The sequence below is a fragment of the Actinokineospora sp. genome (assembly GCF_050699995.1).
Taxonomy (GTDB): domain Bacteria; phylum Actinomycetota; class Actinomycetes; order Mycobacteriales; family Pseudonocardiaceae; genus Actinokineospora.
Map to the genome: position 1 here is coordinate 1 of NZ_JBOHGC010000364.1, position 16,618 is coordinate 16,618.

The following is a 16,618-nucleotide window of genomic DNA, read 5'->3' on the forward strand; positions in this document are numbered from 1 at the left end:
GTGCAGATCCGCACCAACGACATGCACAACACCGCCGAATTCGGCATCGCGGCGCACTGGCGTTACAAAGAAACCAAGGGCCGCAACGGTGTTCCGCATTCGCATGCCGCCGCCGAGATCGACGACATGGCCTGGATGCGTCAGCTACTCGACTGGCAGCGGGAGGCCGCCGACCCGGGCGAGTTCCTCGACTCGCTGCGCTACGACCTGGCGGCCCGCGAGATCTTCGTCTTCACCCCGAAGGGCGACGTCGTCACGCTGCCCGCCGGGTCCACGCCGGTCGACTTCGCCTACGCCGTGCACACCGAGGTCGGCCACCGCTGCATCGGCGCGCGGGTCAACGGCAGGCTCGTCGCGCTCGAGCGGAAGCTGGAGAACGGCGAGGTCATCGAGATCTTCACCTCGAAGGCCGAGGGCGCCGGACCGTCGCGGGACTGGCTGGCCTTCGCCGGGTCGCCGCGGGCGCGGGCGAAGATCAAGCAGTGGTTCGCCAAGGAGCGCAAGGAAGAGGCGATCGAGGCAGGCAAGGACGCGATCACCAAGGAGGTGCGCCGGGTCGGCCTGCCCATGCAGCGGCTCGTGTCGGCCGAATCGGTGAACGCCCTGGCCCGCGAGCTGCGCTATCCCGAGGTCAGCGCCCTGTACGCGGCGGTGGGGGAGGGCCACACCTCAGCCCGCCACGTCGTGCAGCGGCTCGTGGCCCTGCTTGGCGGTGTCGAGCACGCCGAGGAGGAGCTGGCCGAGCGCGCGACACCGTCCACGATCACCCGGCGCCGCAGCTCGGGCGACGCGGGCGTGCTGGTCAAGGACGCCAGCGACGTGTGGGTCAAGTTGGCCCGCTGCTGCACCCCGGTGCCCGGCGACGACATCCTGGGCTTCGTGACCCGCGGTGGCGGCGTCAGCGTCCACCGGACGGACTGCACGAACGCCGACGACCTGCTGGGCTCCCCGGAGCGGCTGCTCGAGGTCGAGTGGGCGCCGTCGGAGTCGTCGGTGTTCCTCGTCGCCATCCAGGTCGAGGCCCTCGACCGGCACCGGCTGCTGTCGGACGTGACGAAGGTGCTGGCCGACGAGAAGGTCAACATCCTCTCCGCCTCGGTGACGACGTCGCGTGACCGGGTGGCGGTGTCGCGCTTCTCGTTCGAGATGGGCGACCCGAAGCACCTCGGGCACGTGCTCAAGGCCGTCCGCAGCATCGAGGGTGTCTACGACGTCTACCGGGTGACCTCAGCGTCCTAGAGGCGTCCTAGAGGTGTCCGTTTCGTACAAGACCGGACGCGCGCACGGAGTTACGTTGGCTCGGTGACTACTTTCGACCGTGCCGAGAAGTTCATCCTGCTCAACGCCCGGCTGCTCGACCGCAGGCGGTTCGAGTTCCTGTTCGGCGCCGGTGACGCGTCGGCCGTCCTCACCGCGCTGGAGGCGTACCGCAACTCCGACGGCGGCTACGGCAACGCGCTGGAGCCGGACGGGCGGGGGCCGGGAAGCCAGCCGGTGACCGTGCTGTCGGCGTTGAGCATCCTGCATGAGGTCGGTGCCGCACCCGACGGCGTCGCCGAGTACTTGGAGTCCATCAGCGCCCAGGACGGCGGGGTCCCGTTCGTCCACCCCAATGCCCGCGACTACCCGAGGGCGCCGTGGTGGGAGGTCCCGGAAACCTATGCGGGCTCGCTGCTGCCCACCGCCAACCTCGTCGGCGCCTTGTGGCGCGCTGGAGTCGAGCACCCGTGGGTCGACCGGGCAGCCGAATTCTGCTGGCCGCGCATCGAGGCCCTGACGGCGACGCACCCGTATGAGGCGCTCGCCTGCGTGGAGTTCCTGGACCACGCCCCGGACCGGGCTCGCGCGAAGAAGGCGGCCGAACACGTCGGGACGATGGTCCGGGACAGCGGACTAGTGCGGCTCGGCGGCACCGGGACAGTCCCGCCCGGCTTCGCCGAGGGAGAGCTGCACGACCCGCACGACTACGCGTCGACGCCGGACAGTCTCGCGGCCCGTTGGTTCACCACCGCCGAGCTTGAGGTGAGCCTGGACGCCCTGGTGATGGCGCAGCACGAGGACGGCGGCTGGCGGCCGAAGTGGGCCATCTGGACGCCGGTGACGGAGTTCGAGTGGGCCGGGGTGCTGACGGTGAACGCACTCAGGACGTTGGAGACCTTTGGCCGGTCAACGCGGTGAGTGTTGTCCCGGCGAGTGCCTTCACCTCGCGGGCCAGATGCGCCTGGTCGGTGTAGCCCTCCCGGTAGGCGACATCGGCGAACGGCAGGCCCGCCCTGGCGCGGCGCACAGCCCGATCGAAGCGCAGGACGCGGTGCAGGACTTTGGGCCCGTATCCGAAGGCGGCGAGGCTGCGTCGGCGGAGTTGACGTTCCCCGAGCCCGACCGTGTCCGCGATGGCCCGCACTGATCCCGTGCGTGCGGCCAGTTCCCGGATCTGGCCGATCACCGGGTCGACGTGGGCGGGGAACGCTTCGAGCAACACCTGATGGGGATCCTCGGCCGCACCAAGCCGTTCGGACAACTCCCGGCCGTCGGGGCGGAAGGCGTCGAGGTCGATCCGTTCGTCGCGCAACGCGTCGGCGGGCACGCCCAAGGCGACGGCTCCGGGTTGGAACCGCAGCCCGACCATGGACCCGGGTTCCGAGGTGCCGATCTGCGCCTTGGTGTCCGGTCCCGCGACGAAGAGCCTGCCGGTCTCCCGCTGCCAGATGACGTCGGCACACCCGTCGGGCACGACCCGCTGGGCGCCCGCCTCCGCGCGGGTCCGCGACCACAGACAGGCGATGCCTGGGCGGTTGACGGGCCACTCACGGTAGGTCATACACCGAGTGTGACAGTGGGGTATGACAGTCGGATATGACGCTGTCAGCGCGCCCAGATTTGCGGGTAGTGCGTTGGGCAGATGCAGTGGTGGTCGTGCCCTGGCGGGTCGATCACGTGAGGTGCGATGGCCGCGGTGGACCCAGGCGAACGCTTTCCGCCGGCAAGCCGCACAGCGGGATGTCGAGCGCGGCGAGGATCGTTTCCAGGTCGTCCCGAGAGTCGACCGCGAGCGTGAACTTGAGCTGGTCGCCGTCGCCCGCGTGGCCGCCGAAGGCTCGGCAGAACCGGAAATAGCGGAGGCTGATCGCCCACGCTGCCGGCTGTTCGGCCGAGTCCTGCTCGTAGAGGTACTGCTCCCAGCGGTCGGCGCTAGCCCGCCACCGTGGCCTTCTGGATCTTGACCGGCACGGTCGGTGCGCCGTCCTGCTCGCCCATCTGCGGCGTGATGCCGCCCGCGGCGATCTTGTCCAGCACCCCGAGGCCCGCGTCGTCGATGGTGCCCACGACCGCGTAGGTCGGCGGGAGCATCGAGTCGCGGTAGACCAGGAAGAACTGGCTTCCGCCGCTGTTCGGGCGGCCGGTGTTGGCCATCGCGACCGTCCCACGTGGATAGACCACGGTCTCGCCGACGCCGGATGGCTTCAGGGTGCCCGGGTTCTCGTCCTGCACCGTGTAGCCCGGCCCGCCGGTGCCCTGCCCGGTCGGGTCGCCGCACTGCAGGACCGACAGGCTGTCGGCGGCGGTGAGCCGGTGGCAGGGGGTGTCGTCGAAGTACTTCTTGGTGGCCAGGTGCACGATGCTGCGCGTGGTGCACGGGGCCGTGTCGGTGGCCAGCTCGATAGCGACCGCGCCCAGGTTGGTCGTCAGCGTCACCGTGGCGGGCTTGTCTTCCGCCCGTTCGGCGGGCTTGCCGACGTCGCGGCCCTCTGGTGCGGGCTGGCCGGTGCTGGTCTTGTACCGGCACGCGGTCCCGGCGTTGGTGGCCGAGGATGCGCCGGCCTCGGTCGTGTTGGTCGGGGCCGACTCAACCCCGACCGGGCTGCCCGACACACCCGACCCGCAGGCGGTCAGGGTCAGGCAGGCGAGGAGCAGCCCGGTCGCGGTGGTGCGGTTCATCCTCAGGCCACCGTCACCGTGCTGATAGTGACCGGGTTCTTCGGCGAGCCGTCGCCCGGCGAGCCCTTGCGGGTCGTGCCCGCCTTGGCGATCTCGTCGATCTTCTTCAGGCTCTCGGCGTCGATCGTGCCGAAGGCGCTGTAGTTCGGGGGCAGTTCGGCGGTGCCGTAGACGATGAAGAACTGGCTGCCGTTGGTGCCCTTGTTCGTCTCCGGGTTCTTGCCCGCGTTGGCCATGGCGAGGATGCCGCGGCCGTACTTCACCTCGGGGAAGACCTCGTCGTCGAAGCTGTAGCCGGGGCCGCCGCTGCCGCTGGCCGACGGGTCGCCGCACTGCAGGACCTGCAGGCCGTCGCTGGTGGTGAGGCGGTGGCAGCGGGTGTTGTTGAAGTAGCCCTGCTTGGCCAGGCTCGCGAAGCTGTTGACAGTGCACGGCGCCAGGGCGCGGTCCAGGGTCAGCTTGACGTCGCCGCCCGCGATGTTCGCGGTGGCCACGACCGTGCCCTCAGCCGAGATGTCGGCCGTGGGCGGCGCCTGCGCGGGCTTCGCCGCGGGCTTGCCCGCCTCGGCCGGGTACTCGCAGGTGACCTTCGCCGGCAGCGCCTGCGGCCGCTTGGGCGCGGGCGCGAGCTCGGTCGGGATGTTGGCCGGGGTGTCCACCGGTGCTTCGGCGTCGGCGCTCGGCGAGGTGGAGGCGTCCGCCGGGGTCACCGGGTCGTCACTGCGGTTGGCGAGCCAATAGACAAGTCCCACGACGGCCACGACGGCCACCACGGTGCCCACCACACCGAATATCCGGCGCTTGCGCGCGCGCTCGGCCCTGTTCGCCAGCTGACGTTCCAGCTTGCGCTTGGCCGCCTCTCGGCGCTGCTCGTTAGTCGGCACCTGGCACCCTCCCTGACCTACACGTTCCTGGCAGGCGCGCAGTCTATGGGGACCCCCGGTAAGAACCGTGTGGTGGTACGGCCAGATAGGCTGAGAACCTGCCAAGAATCCGCCGACCGGAGGTCCACCGTGCTTGTCGTCGGCTTTCCGACTGGGGCCTTCCAGGCCAACTGCTTCCTCGTCGCACCCGAGGAGGGCGGCCAGTGTGTGATCATCGACCCTGGTCAGGACGCTGAGGAGCCGATCGCGGAGGCGCTGCGCAAGCACCGGCTCTCACCAGTGGCGGTGCTGCTGACCCACGGGCACCTCGACCACACCTACTCGGTCACCCCGGTCTGCGACGGCAACGACGTGCCCGCCTGGATCCACCCGGACGACCGCTACATGCTCACCGACCCGATGCGCGGCATGAGCCGCGAGGCGGCGGCCTTCTTCGGCGGCCTGCAGATGCGCGAGCCGCGCGAGGTCAAGGAGATGACCGACGGGGTCGAACTCGACCTCGCGGGCCTGAAGATGACCGTCGACCACACCCCCGGCCACACCGAGGGCTCGGTGACGTTCCGCTCGGCCACCGACGAGGGCGGCCTGCTGCTGTTCGCGGGCGACACCCTCTTCGCGGGGTCGATCGGCCGCACCGACCTCCCCGGCGGCTCGATGGACCGGATGACGGCGTCGCTGCGCACGAAGATCCTGACGCTCGACGACGAGACGGTGGTCCTCCCGGGCCACGGGCCGACGACGACGATCGGCCGCGAACGGGTCAGCAACCCGTTCCTCACCGGCATGATCGACCTGACCGACCCCGCGTCGGCGCACCGCGGCCGCGGCCGGGGCATCTGACGATGACCGAACCCCAGCCTCCGGCCGAGCCGGAGCGGATCCCCCTCACCCTGGCCGACCCGTCCCGCCGCCGAGGCTGCGTGACCGTCGCGGTCGCCCTGCTGTTCGGCGCGGCTGTGGGCGGTGTCGTCGGCCTGATCTTCGGGCAGACCCCTGGGCTGATCACCGCGGCCGTGGTCGCCGGAACGCTTGCCCTGCTGACCTGGATGACCGCCCGCAGGCGGATCTGGCTGCAGGGCACCCGCGTGGTGGCGGAGACGATCGGCAGCAAGGTAGTCGACCTGCGCGTCGTGGACCGTCTCGACCTGCTGGTGACCGACGTGCGCGGTGTGCGGACGGTGGGGCTTCTGGTTGGCGCCAAGGGAAAGTCCATCAACATCGCGCTCGCGGCGTACTCGGGCACGGGCGGCCGGGAACTCGGCATCCTCGCATTGCGGCGGTTGGCGGACGCGCTCGCCGGGAGTGAGAACACGAGCGGATTGGTGTTCTCGCAACTGCTTGTGGCGCAGCTGCGGGCGGAGGCTCGGGGCGAGGCGGCGCCGGAGCGCCCGCTGTTTCAGCTTGCTTCGGTTGCGCCGCAGGGGAAGTTGGCTCAGCGGTTGCGCACGGACGCGATCACGCGGTTTGTGGCGAAGCTGCCTTAGTTCGCCGTCGGTGCCTGAAGAGGAAACGTCAGGTCGAATCAAGGCGAATCGCCCAAACAGGCCGATCTGTTGTGCCCCTTGCGTTTGGCGTGTGCCGGTCGATGCTTATGAGGGCCGTTCTTGGTCCGCCCGTCGCGTTTCGGTGGGCGGGTGGTGGCCCTCCTCGTTCGTGAGGGCGGGTCCTCAGTCTTCCCGGACCGCCACCAACGCGGCCAGTGCGGTCGTGACCGGAACTGCGGCCACCAACCCGATGCTGCCCACCAGCGTCCGCACGATCTCCTGTGCGATCGACTGCGAGCCCAGCAGCGCGCCCAAGCTCACGTCCGACAGCGACGAGTACAGCAACACCGGCAATGCCGCGCCCGCATAAGCCATCACCAGGGTGTTGACCGCCGACGACACATGGTCCCGGCCGATTCGAAGACCAGCCGCGTAAAGCTCCCGCCAAGTCAAAGTCGGGTTGGCGGCCCGCAGTTCCCACACCGCGCTGGTCTGGGTGACCGTCACATCGTCGAGCACACCGAGGGCGCCGATCACGATGCCCGCCAGCAGCAGCCCGCGCGTGTCTATGCCCGTGCCGAGTGCGCCCACCAGGTTGGCGGTCTCCTCGTCCAGGCCGGTCAGCCGGGACACCGCCGCGAAGACCGCGCTCAGGACGCCGATGAGGGCCAGGCTGACCATCGTCCCCAGGACCGCCGTCGTGGTCCGCGCGGAGAAGCCGTGGGTCAGGTAGAGGACCGCGAACATGATCACGCCCGCACCCGCGATCGCCACCAGCAGCGGGTTCTCCCCGCCGAGGATCGCCGGCAGCACGAACAGCAGCAGCACCGCGAATGTCAGCGCCAACCCGGTGAGCGCCTTGAGTCCCTGCCAGCGCCCCAGGACCAACACCGCGGCGGCGAACAGGATGGCCAGGACGGCGAGTGGCGTGCCGCGCTGGAAGTCGACGAGTTGGTAGGAGCCGCCGCTGAGCGGATCCCCGCCGCCGTAGCTCAGGACGACGTCGTCGCCCACGGCGAAGCGCGGGGTACTCGGTTCCAGCGGGACGGCCGTGCGGATCTCGCTGCCCGGCGCCTGCCCGTCGGTCATCTTCACCGTGACGGTCAGGCACTGGTCGGGACTCGGCTCGGCCCCCGGTTCACCGCCGAACTGGCACGGCCCGGCCTCCGCCGCGGTCACCGTGCCCAGCACCGGCTCCTGGCCGGACCCGACGCCCTGGGGTCCGTCGCCGGTCGGGAACAGCAGCACCATCCCGATGACCGCGGCCAGCGCGAACGGGCTGACGAGGAATGCGAGGAGTTTCCGAACGGGGGCGGACGCCGGGGTGGCGGGCCCATGGCCGTGCCCGTGACCGGTATGCCCGGAGGGCTCCTCGGCGGCCCGGCGGCGGCGGGCGGGGTCTCGGTCCCCGGGGACGCGTGCCTCCGGTCCGGTCGAGTCGTGGGCGCGGCCCGCGGTATGCCTGCCCCTGGAGGCGCGTGCAGGCTCGTCGTCCGCGCGCACGCGCGGGATCGGCCGCGTCTCCCAGTCATCCACCGCCCAATCCTCTCAGGACTGGTCGGCAGGCGCGGGTCAGGGGAACAGCACGCGCCGGGCGATCCAGGCGATGTCGGCGGCGGTCTCCTCCGGGCTGCCCGAGGGCTGCATCACGTGGCTGAGCACCACGCGCACGACCGTGTCGATCGCGGTGTCGAACTCCCAGGCGGTGAACGGCAGCCGGAACGGGCGCATCCGGTCGGCGACGACGGCCTTCGCGGTGCTCAGCAGCGACTCCGCGTGGGTGGTCAGCAGCGGCAGCAGTTCGGTATCGGCGCCGTGGGTCGCGGAGACGATGGCGTGCAACAAGGTGTTGCCCTCGGCCAGTTCCAGGACGCCGCGAACCGCCGCGGTGATCGCCGCGATCAGATCCTCGGGGTGCTCGTCGAACGCCTTGTCGACGACCGAGAGGAACCGCCCCAGTTCGTCGAGCACCATTGCTTTGGCCAGGGCGGGCTTGGTCCCGATCTCGTTGTACACCGTCTGGCGGCTCACCCCGACCTCGTCGGCGAGCCGCGACATCGTCACCGACGCCCAGCCCGAGCGGGTGGTGAGGGCGGCCGCGGTGGCGATGATGCGCTGTCGCTGCGGGCCACCGGCCGCGACGTCGGTTGGCTGGGCCATCGTCACGACGTTCATGCTAGGCGGCACTTTCCTGCTTGCCGACACCGGCGAAAGTGAGCGCCTCCGACCAGTCGCCACGCTCGGCGATTCGCTTGCGGAACTTCATCACCTCGCGCGGGCGGTCAACTGTCAGCGCACCCACGATCCGGTCTCCTCGGCGATAGAGAGCCGTGAACGTATCGGTGTCCACGACACGGACCTCGTCGCAGTCCGGGGTGCCGACGAACTGGATGCGGCGGCCGTACCAGTCCGACCAGAAATAGGGGACTGACATGAGCCCGCGGGCCCCGGCCGGGTCGAGGGCGTGCCGGGCGGCGGCCGCGCCCTGCTCCGCGGCGTTGGTCCAGTGTTCAAGCCGCATGAGGTCGCCGTCGAAGAGCGGGTTGGGGACGTGTGCGACGTCGCCCGCCGCGTAAACCCCCGGCACACCGGTCCACAGCGTCTCGTCGCAGAGCACGCCGCCGTCGCGTTCGTGCAGAGGCACGCCGCTTCCGCGCAACCACCCGGTCGCCGGTGCCACGCCGGTTCCGACCACGACCAGGTCGGCCGCCACCACGGTTCCGTCGTCCAGCCGGACTCCGGTCACGCGGCCGTCCGCCGACTCGATGGCCGCGACGCCGACACCCAACCGCAGGTCCGTCCCGTTCGTGCGATGCAAGTCCGCGCACACCGTGCCCGCGTCGACTCCGATGGACCGGCTCAGGGGCAGCGCGGCCGCCTCCACGACGGTCACCTCGTGCCCGCGGGCCCGGGCCGCCGAGGCCACCTCCGAGCCGATGAAGCCCGCGCCGACCACCACCGTCCGCGCGCCTCCGTCGAGCGCGGCGCGGATCGCCACGGCGTCGTCGGCCGTGCGCAGCTGGTGCACGCCCGCGATGCCGGACATGCCGGGGAACGGCCGCGGGGACGCGCCGGTCGCGATGATCACCGAGTCGTAGGGGACGGTCCGCCGACCCACCGACACCTCGCGGGCCACCGTGTCGAGCGTTTGCGCGGGCGTGCCGAGCAGCAGCCGCACGCCCAGTTCGTCGCGCAGTTCGGCCTCGCCGCGGAACGGCCGGATCTCCGTCGGCCCGTCGGCGCCCAGGAATGCCTTGGACAGCGGCGGCCGGTCATAGGGCAGGTGTGGTTCGGCGCCGATCAGCGTGATCGACCCGGTGTGGCCCGCCCGGCGGGCCGACTCCACGGCCCGGAGCCCGGCCAGCGAGGCGCCGACCACGACGAGGTCCACGGGTCAGCCGTCCAGGCTCAACGCGAGGACCGGGCAGGCGTCCACCGCGGCGAGCACCGCCGAACGGTGCTCTTCGCCCGGGATCTCGTCGAGAACCGTCACGGTTCCGTCGTCGCCGACCTCGAAGAAGTCCGGCGCCATCGCCTCGCACATGCCCAGGCCCTCACAGCGGGCTCGGTCGGCCACGATCCGCATCACACACCCACCTTCGTCACCGGCCGGAAGTCGATCTTCTCCCGCACACCGCAGTCCGGGCAGCACCAGTTGTCCGGCACCGCGCTCCACGGCGTGCCCGCGGGGAAGCCCTCGCGTGGGTCGCCGACGTTTTCGTCGTAGACGTAGCCGCAGCTCGGGCACTGGCCGACGTGGATCAGGCTCGCCGGCGTGCGGACCTGATCCACGTCAGCGTCGGCAGCCCCCTCCGCGCTCGGTGCCGGGGCGGCCGTGCCGTACTTCGCCAGCATCTTGTCGCGCCTGCGGGGCGAGATGTTCGCCTTGGTGAGGTCGCCGCCGAAGTGGGCGACCACGCGCGGGTCCATGACCCGGCGCCACACCGGCGGGATCATGGCGAGCACGATCATGCCCGCGTAGCCGGTCGGCAGGACCGGGGACTCCTCGAAGTCACGCAGTGTCTGGTAGCGCCGGGTCGGGTTCGCGTGGTGGTCGCTGTGGCGCTGCAGGTGATAGAGCAGCACGTTGGTGGCGATGTTGTTGGAGTTCCAGCTGTGGCTGGGGGCGACGCGCTCGTAGCGTCGGCGGTCCGGCGGCCCGACCTGCTGCCGCAGCATCCCGTAGTGCTCCAGGTAGTTCACTACCTCCAACAGCGAGAAGCCGACCACGGCCTGGATGATCAAGTACGGCAGGATCTCCACGCCGAAGGCGACGATCATCGCGCCCCACAGGACCGCGGACATCAACCAGGCGTTGAGCACGTCGTTGCCGAGGCGGAACGGGTGCTGGTCGCGGCGGGCGTAGCGCTTCTTCTCCAGGTGCCACGCGCTCTTCACCGAGCCGAGGACCGTGCGCGGCCAGAACTGGTAGAGGTTCTCGCCCATCCGGCTGCTCGCCGGGTCCTCCGGGGTCGCGACCCGCACGTGGTGGCCGCGGTTGTGCTCGATGTAGAAGTGGCCGTAGAAGCTCTGCGCCAGGGCGATCTTGGACAGCCAGCGCTCGTGGCTCTCCTTCTTGTGGCCCAGTTCGTGCGCGGTGTTGATGCCGATGCCGCCGATGCACCCGATGGAGATGGCCAGGCCGACCTTCTCGAACATCGACAGGCTGTCCCCGCTGATTAGGTAGAACGCGGTGATGAAGCCCGCGTACTGGATCGGCAGGAACGCGTAGGTGATCCACCGGTAGTACTTGTCTTTCTCCAGCGCCTCGATCACGTCGTCGGGCGGGTTCGACCGGTCGAGACCGGCGATGAGGTCGATCGCGGGGACGATCACCAGGATCACCACCGGCCCCAGCCACAGCCATACGGCCCAGTCCGTGAGCTGGTGCATCGCGATCGCGACGAAGGCCAGCGACGGCACCACCAGGCCGATCAGCCAGAGGTAGCGCTTGCGGTCGGTCCACGTCTCGGTCGAGCTCTGCGAAACGGTCCCGGTGTCTTGTCCTGGCCTCATAGCCCTCGCCTCCCGGTGCTGATTGGACAAAACCATAGCTTTTGTAAAGCCGATTTGACAAGGGTTGCGCTTTTGTAAACCTCCGATCGGGTCGTTGACACCATGTTCGAACATGTGTTCGACTAGGTCCCGTGCGATGGGACGGGCAGCGGGTCGGGAGCGCGGACGAGCAGGCTCTGCCCGGCCTGCCTGGCCTGGTGCGGAGCGTGCGGACGCCGGAGTTCGCGGGCATGGTCTTCCACGAGGTGCTGGCCAAGTCCGTGCTCAACCGGGTGCCGGGCGACTCGCCGATGCCGTTCCAGTGGACGGTCAACCCGTACCGCGGGTGTTCGCACGCGTGCAGCTACTGCCTGCACGGCGACACCCCGATCCTGATGGCCGACGGCTCCACCAAGCCGATCTCGGCGCTGCGCGTGGGCGACCGCGTCTACGGCACGCAGCGGAGGGGCAGCTACCGGCACTACGTGCCGACCGAGGTGCGCGACCACTGGTCCACGGTCAAACCCGCGTACCGGGTCACGCTGGAGGACGGCACCACCCTGATCGCCGGCGGCGACCACCGGTTCCTCACCGAACGCGGCTGGAAGCACGTCACCGGGACGGTCGCCGGCCCCGGCAGGCGCCCGCACCTGACGGCAGGCAACAAGCTCATGGGCACCGGCCGCTTCGCCGCGCCACCCAAGGACACCGCCGACTACCGCCGTGGCTACTTGTGCGGCATCGCCCGCGGCGACGGTGGGCCGCCGCCCGCCGCCGAGATCCACGCCCGCGTCGCGGAGTACCTCACCGGCGACCTGGCGCAGAGCCTGCCGGTCCCGTGGCCGCACGCACCGACCGACGAGTGGCGCAAAGGTCTCCTGGCGGGGGTGTTCGACACCGACGGCACCTTCGCCAACCGGATCGTCCGCTTCCGCAACCTCGGCGCGAAGGCCGCCGCCGCGGTCGTCGAAACGTTGGCGCACTTCGGTTTCCAGCACGCCGTGGAGGAACGCCGGGTCCCGGAGGGCCGCTGCTGCGTCCGCGTCGACGGGGGACTGGCCGAGCACCTGCGGCTGTTCCACACGATCGGCCCGGCCGTCTCAGCCAAACGCACGATCGACGACGCCGCCATCAAGTCCGCGGCCCGCCTCGGCGTAGTCGAAATCCAGGCGCTGGGCATCGACCTGCCGCTGTTCGACATCACCACCGGCACCGGCGACTTCATCGCCGACGGCGTGGTCAGCCACAACTGCTTCGCCCGCAAGACCCACACCTATCTCGACCTCGACGCGGGCCACGACTTCGACAGCCAGATCGTGGTCAAGGTAAACGCCGCTGAGGTCCTGGCCAAACAACTGCGCGCGCCGCGCTGGACGTGCGAACACGTCGCGATGGGCACGAACACCGATCCCTATCAGCGCGCCGAGGGCCGCTACGCGCTGATGCCCGGGATCATCCGGGCGCTGGCCGACTCGGGAACGCCGTTCTCCATCCTGACCAAGGGCACGGTCTTGTCCAGGGACCTGCCGCTGCTCGCAGCGGTCAGCTCCGACATCCCGGTCGGTGTCGGTGTCTCCATCGCCCTGCTTGACCGCGAACTGCAGCGAGGACTGGAACCCGGCACGGCTTCTCCGCAGGCCCGGCTCGAACTCGTCCGCCGGATCATCGACGCCGGTCTCCCGTGCGCGGTCTTCGTCGCGCCGGTTCTTCCAGGGCTCACCGACACCAGGGAGCAACTCGACGCGCTCCTCGCCGAGATCGCCGCGACGGGTGCGACCGGCGTGACAGTGCTTCCTTTACACCTGCGCCCAGGCGCGAAGGAATGGTTCGCGAAGTGGCTGACACGTGATCACCCGGCGCTGGTGCCGTTATACCGGCGTATCTACGGAACGCGGAGCACCGCCGACATCGCCTACCGGCGCGCACTCGGAGCGCGGGTCGGCCCGCTGTTGCGCGCCCACGGCTTCGCAGGCCGAGACCCGGTCGAACCTTCCTGGCCCCGCGGAAGCCTCCCGACGCAGGCGGAGACACCGTTGGTTCAAGAACAGCTGACCCTGCTCTGATCGGCCGGCCATGATCGGACAAGAACCAGCCGGATGGTGGCGCCCGGCCCGGTGTTGATCAAAGAATCCGTACCCGTACCTGTCGCGGTACGGATTGTTCAGCGGGCCGCCCGCCCCGATCGTGGGTCTCCGCCCAGCCCAGGAGACTCCCCGCCAGTGTCGATCTTCCCCACCCATGTGACCCGGGGCGACTTCGCCTTGTCCGTCGACTCCCTGTCGGTGCGGGTGGACGCGCACGACGCCGCCACGGTGGTCATCGGCACGACACCGGGCGGGCGCCCCCAGACGCTCACCATGGCCGCGCACGGACTGCCCGACGGTGTGTCGGCGACCTTCTCGCCCCCGCTCCTGGCGGCGGGCGGATCGACCCGGCTGACCCTGGTCTGCGGAGGCTGGACACCCGGCGGGATCCACCCGGTCACCGTCACGGGAACCAACATCGACGGGGAACTGGCCGGCTGTTTCTTCTCCCTGACCATCACCGCCCCGGAACGACAGCCAGGCGGCGCGCGCGTGTGGCTCAACCCAGAAAATGAAACCGCCCAAGCGGGCTTCGCCGCTCAAACCCGTGTGACCGTCACCGGCGGCGGAGCCGTGCGATTAGCTGTGCGGGACGCACCCGCGGGATCGCGCGTGACGTTCAGTCCCACAGTGGTCTACGAGGGCGGCCGCGCCGTCGTCTGGATCTTCACCGCGCCCGACACCCCATCAGGGCGCTACCCGGTCACCATCTGCGCCACCAACGCCCGCGGCCAGTCGGGCACGGCGGTCTTCACTCTCGACGTGGCGACCTGGAGCTGACCGAACAACGAATCATGGCGGGCCGGGGCATGTGCCCCGACCCGCTTTCCGCCCTCACTGTGCCTAGTCCGGCCACTCCCAGCGCACACACAAGATCCCTGGACCGAAGTCCAAAGCCACCGTGTGCGCCTTGCCGTCCGGCGTGCATTCCAGCTTGCGCCGGTTCGTCACCTGGTCATCGCTGTCGACCGTGTACTGCTCGAGGTACGCGGGCAGTGCCGCCGGGTCGAAGCGCAGTTCCAGGACGAACTCGCGCACCGGCGTGGTGAACTTTCGGCAGTAGCTGTCGTCGCCGCGCGAGTACGGCGGGCCAGGGTGCTTCAGTTCGTATTCGACGATCGCCGTCTCGCCGCGGCTCAGCGGCTGGTCCAGCAGGAATTCCGCGGCGACCAGGCCCGCGCCCGCGTCCTGGGCGGATCGGCCCAGTCGGCAGCTCTCACCGGCGGTGGTCGTCGGGAACGGCCTGCCGGGCCGTTCGAGGTCGTAGACCATCACGGTCCGGTCCGCGCCATCGTGTTCGGCGCGGAAGACCTGGCGGATGTTGATCGACTTCTCGCCGCGGTCGGCCGCGATCACCATGCGGTCGTGCTGGCTGAGCTTGGTCATCGCGGCGTCGGTCGTGAAGTCGATGCGCTTGAGCAGCTGCGAGACGGGCTCGCTGTTGCCCCACAGTGCCTCGACGGTCAGCCTCGACGATTCACGGTTGACTCTGCCGCGCGGGCGGGGCGGTCCGAGCAGGGCGATAAGCGACCCGGTCGGCACGCACAGCACGTCTTCGAGATGGCCGAGCGCCGCGAGTGACTCGGCGCGCTCGGGCCTGCGTCTTCCCGACTGCCAGTAGCTCAGTGCCGTCACGCTGATCGAGACGCCGCGCGCCCTCAGCCGGTACTGAATGCGGTCCAGACTGAGACCGCTGGCCTGGATCGCAGACCGCAGTGCCGTGGGGAACGCGTCAGCCGCCAAAGAATCCGGCTCAGCCGTCATCGCATGGCGGACACTCCCGTTCTGGTGAAGTTCACGAACTGGCTCGCGGGTGATACCGCTACCCATGTTCACTCCCTGGGTTACCCCTTACGCCCTGGTGGTCACAGTACGTCGTAGGCGTCCCTATGGGTAGCCACAGTGTTAATTCGCGGGTAACCATTTCGCTGCCTTCAGTGATTAGATAGCCCTATTAGCCCCACTGCTATGCACCCAAATGGGTCAATGTCTGCCACTGAACGGTTGACTACGATGGTCGCGCGCCATAGCGCTCTGTTGACTGCTAAGGCAGTCAAGTCCCAGGTGGAAACCTGCTCGACAGAACCAGGCGCCCATTGGCTAGCCTGACCTCTACACATGCTGCCCTGGTCGAAAATTCGCATGGGCGGCGTCCCACCATCTGGACAGGAGCGCGTCACCCGTGATCCGCACGCACGAGGCCGGAACACTCCGCGCCGAGCACGCTGGGCAGACCATCACCCTGAGCGGCTGGGTGGCCCGCAGGCGCGATCACGGCGGCGTGATCTTCATCGATCTCCGCGACGGCTCCGGTGTTGCCCAGGTCGTCTTCCGTGAGGGCGAGATGGCCGAGCGCGCCCACCGCCTGCGCGCGGAGTTCTGCGTGAAGGTCGTCGGCGAGGTCGCCGCGCGCCCGGAGGGCAACGAGAACCCCGAGCTGCCGACCGGCGCCATCGAGGTCCTCGCCACCGAGTTCGTGGTGCTCAGCGAGTCGGCCCCGCTGCCCTTCCCGCTCGACGACAACGTCACCGTCGGCGAAGAGGTGCGCCTGCGCCACCGCTACCTCGACCTGCGCCGCAGCGGCCCGGCCCGCGCGATGCGCATGCGCAGCGAGGCCAACCGCATCGCGCGGACGGTCCTGCACGAGGAGAACTTCCTCGAGATCGAGACCCCCACGCTGACCCGCTCCACCCCCGAGGGCGCCCGCGACTTCCTCGTCCCGGCCCGGCTGGCCCCCGGCTCCTGGTACGCGCTGCCGCAGTCCCCGCAGCTGTTCAAGCAGCTGCTCATGGTCGGCGGCATGGAGCGCTACTTCCAGATCGCCCGCTGCTACCGCGACGAGGACTTCCGCGCCGACCGACAGCCAGAGTTCACCCAGCTCGACATCGAGATGAGCTTCGTCGATCAGGACGACGTGATCGAGCTGTCGGAGGAGGTCATCGCCTCTCTGTGGGCGCTGGTCGGTCACGAGGTGAAGACCCCGATCGACCGCATGACCTACGCCGACGCCATGGCCCGTTACGGCAGCGACAAGCCCGACCTGCGGGTGCAGCTGGAGCTGGTGGAGTGCACGGAGTACTTCCAGGACACCACCTTCCGCGTCTTCCAGGCGCCGTACGTCGGGGCGGTGGTCATGCCGGGCGGAGCCGGTCAGCCGCGCAAGCAGCTCGACGCGTGGCAGGACTGGGCCAAGCAGCGCGGTGCGAAGGGGTTGGCGTACGTGCTCGTCGGT

Annotated in this window: 16 protein-coding genes; 7 read left to right on the forward strand and 9 right to left on the reverse strand. The window is 69.7% G+C overall.

Translation table 11 applies throughout. The annotated features are described in order from the left end of the window. A partial coding sequence (locus ACRDSQ_RS17875; RefSeq protein ID WP_431422610.1) for a RelA/SpoT family protein occupies nt 1–1,239 on the forward strand: 1,239 nt, incomplete at its 5' end. A gap of 63 nt (nt 1,240–1,302) precedes the next feature. After that, complete coding sequence (locus tag ACRDSQ_RS17880) at nt 1,303–2,178, forward strand: hypothetical protein (protein WP_431422612.1); 876 nt, start codon at nt 1,303–1,305, stop codon at nt 2,176–2,178. On the opposite strand, the gene ACRDSQ_RS17885 is transcribed toward ACRDSQ_RS17880, so the two are convergent. From ACRDSQ_RS17885 to ACRDSQ_RS17895, 3 genes are all read right to left on the reverse strand, one after another. After that, the gene (locus tag ACRDSQ_RS17885) at nt 2,141–2,821 is read right to left on the reverse strand and encodes a helix-turn-helix domain-containing protein (protein ID WP_431422614.1); all 681 of its coding nucleotides are present in this window, start codon (nt 2,819–2,821) and stop codon (nt 2,141–2,143) included. The two genes, ACRDSQ_RS17880 and ACRDSQ_RS17885, sit on opposite strands and share 38 nt — an antisense overlap. Before the next feature lie 371 nt (nt 2,822–3,192). Then, nucleotides 3,193–3,939, reverse strand: a complete 747-nt coding sequence (locus ACRDSQ_RS17890) for a peptidylprolyl isomerase (protein WP_431422615.1) — start codon at nt 3,937–3,939, stop codon at nt 3,193–3,195. A 2-nt stretch (nt 3,940–3,941) separates the two neighbouring features. Next, entirely contained in the window at nt 3,942–4,823 is an 882-nt protein-coding gene (locus ACRDSQ_RS17895; protein ID WP_431422617.1) for a peptidylprolyl isomerase, read from the reverse strand. A gap of 129 nt (nt 4,824–4,952) precedes the next feature. On the opposite strand from ACRDSQ_RS17895, the gene ACRDSQ_RS17900 reads away from it, so the two are divergent. Together ACRDSQ_RS17900 and ACRDSQ_RS17905 are read left to right on the forward strand one after the other, a co-directional pair. Then, nucleotides 4,953–5,663, forward strand: coding sequence for an MBL fold metallo-hydrolase (locus tag ACRDSQ_RS17900; protein WP_431422618.1), 711 nt, complete (start codon nt 4,953–4,955; stop codon nt 5,661–5,663). 2 nt (nt 5,664–5,665) lie between these two features. Further along, a complete protein-coding gene (locus tag ACRDSQ_RS17905; protein WP_431422619.1) occupies nt 5,666–6,307 on the forward strand; it encodes a hypothetical protein in 642 nt (213 codons plus the stop codon). 183 nt (nt 6,308–6,490) lie between these two features. Here the strand turns inward: ACRDSQ_RS17905 and ACRDSQ_RS17910 are convergent, their stop codons facing one another. The 5 genes from ACRDSQ_RS17910 to ACRDSQ_RS17930 are packed head-to-tail and all read right to left on the reverse strand — an operon-like array spanning nt 6,491 to nt 11,323. After that, on the reverse strand, nt 6,491–7,843 hold the full coding sequence (locus ACRDSQ_RS17910; protein ID WP_431422621.1) for a YibE/F family protein: 1,353 nt from the start codon (nt 7,841–7,843) through the stop codon (nt 6,491–6,493). Between the two features lie 36 nt (nt 7,844–7,879). Then, nucleotides 7,880–8,482, reverse strand: coding sequence for a TetR family transcriptional regulator (locus tag ACRDSQ_RS17915; protein ID WP_431422622.1), 603 nt, complete (start codon nt 8,480–8,482; stop codon nt 7,880–7,882). A gap of 1 nt (nt 8,483) precedes the next feature. Continuing rightward, nucleotides 8,484–9,698 (reverse strand): NAD(P)/FAD-dependent oxidoreductase, encoded by a 1,215-nt coding sequence (locus ACRDSQ_RS17920; protein ID WP_431422623.1) that lies wholly within the window; start codon nt 9,696–9,698, stop codon nt 8,484–8,486. A gap of 3 nt (nt 9,699–9,701) precedes the next feature. Further along, the gene (locus ACRDSQ_RS17925; protein WP_431422624.1) at nt 9,702–9,893 is read right to left on the reverse strand and encodes a ferredoxin; all 192 of its coding nucleotides are present in this window, start codon (nt 9,891–9,893) and stop codon (nt 9,702–9,704) included. Then, nucleotides 9,893–11,323: a fatty acid desaturase gene (locus ACRDSQ_RS17930; protein WP_431422625.1), complete on the reverse strand. Its 1,431-nt coding sequence runs from the start codon at nt 11,321–11,323 to the stop codon at nt 9,893–9,895. The genes ACRDSQ_RS17925 and ACRDSQ_RS17930 overlap by 1 nt, the downstream gene beginning before the upstream one ends. A 131-nt stretch (nt 11,324–11,454) precedes the next feature. Here ACRDSQ_RS17930 and ACRDSQ_RS17935 point away from each other — a divergent pair, with 131 nt between their 5' ends. Both ACRDSQ_RS17935 and ACRDSQ_RS17940 read left to right on the forward strand, forming a co-directional pair. Beyond that, on the forward strand, nt 11,455–13,365 hold the full coding sequence (locus tag ACRDSQ_RS17935; RefSeq protein WP_431422626.1) for an intein-containing Rv2578c family radical SAM protein: 1,911 nt from the start codon (nt 11,455–11,457) through the stop codon (nt 13,363–13,365). Nucleotides 13,366–13,521: 156 nt separating this feature from the next. Continuing rightward, on the forward strand, nt 13,522–14,166 hold the full coding sequence (locus ACRDSQ_RS17940) for a hypothetical protein (RefSeq protein WP_431422628.1): 645 nt from the start codon (nt 13,522–13,524) through the stop codon (nt 14,164–14,166). Nucleotides 14,167–14,229: 63 nt separating this feature from the next. Here ACRDSQ_RS17940 and ACRDSQ_RS17945 read toward each other — a convergent pair whose 3' ends face one another. Continuing rightward, nucleotides 14,230–15,021 carry a hypothetical protein gene (locus ACRDSQ_RS17945; protein WP_431422630.1) on the reverse strand — a complete coding sequence of 264 codons (792 nt, stop codon included), beginning with the start codon at nt 15,019–15,021 and terminating at the stop codon, nt 14,230–14,232. A 547-nt stretch (nt 15,022–15,568) separates the two neighbouring features. Between ACRDSQ_RS17945 and aspS the strand changes: the two genes are divergently transcribed. Next, nucleotides 15,569–16,618: aspartate--tRNA ligase (aspS, locus tag ACRDSQ_RS17950; protein ID WP_431422631.1), on the forward strand; the 1,050-nt coding region annotated here is incomplete at its 3' end.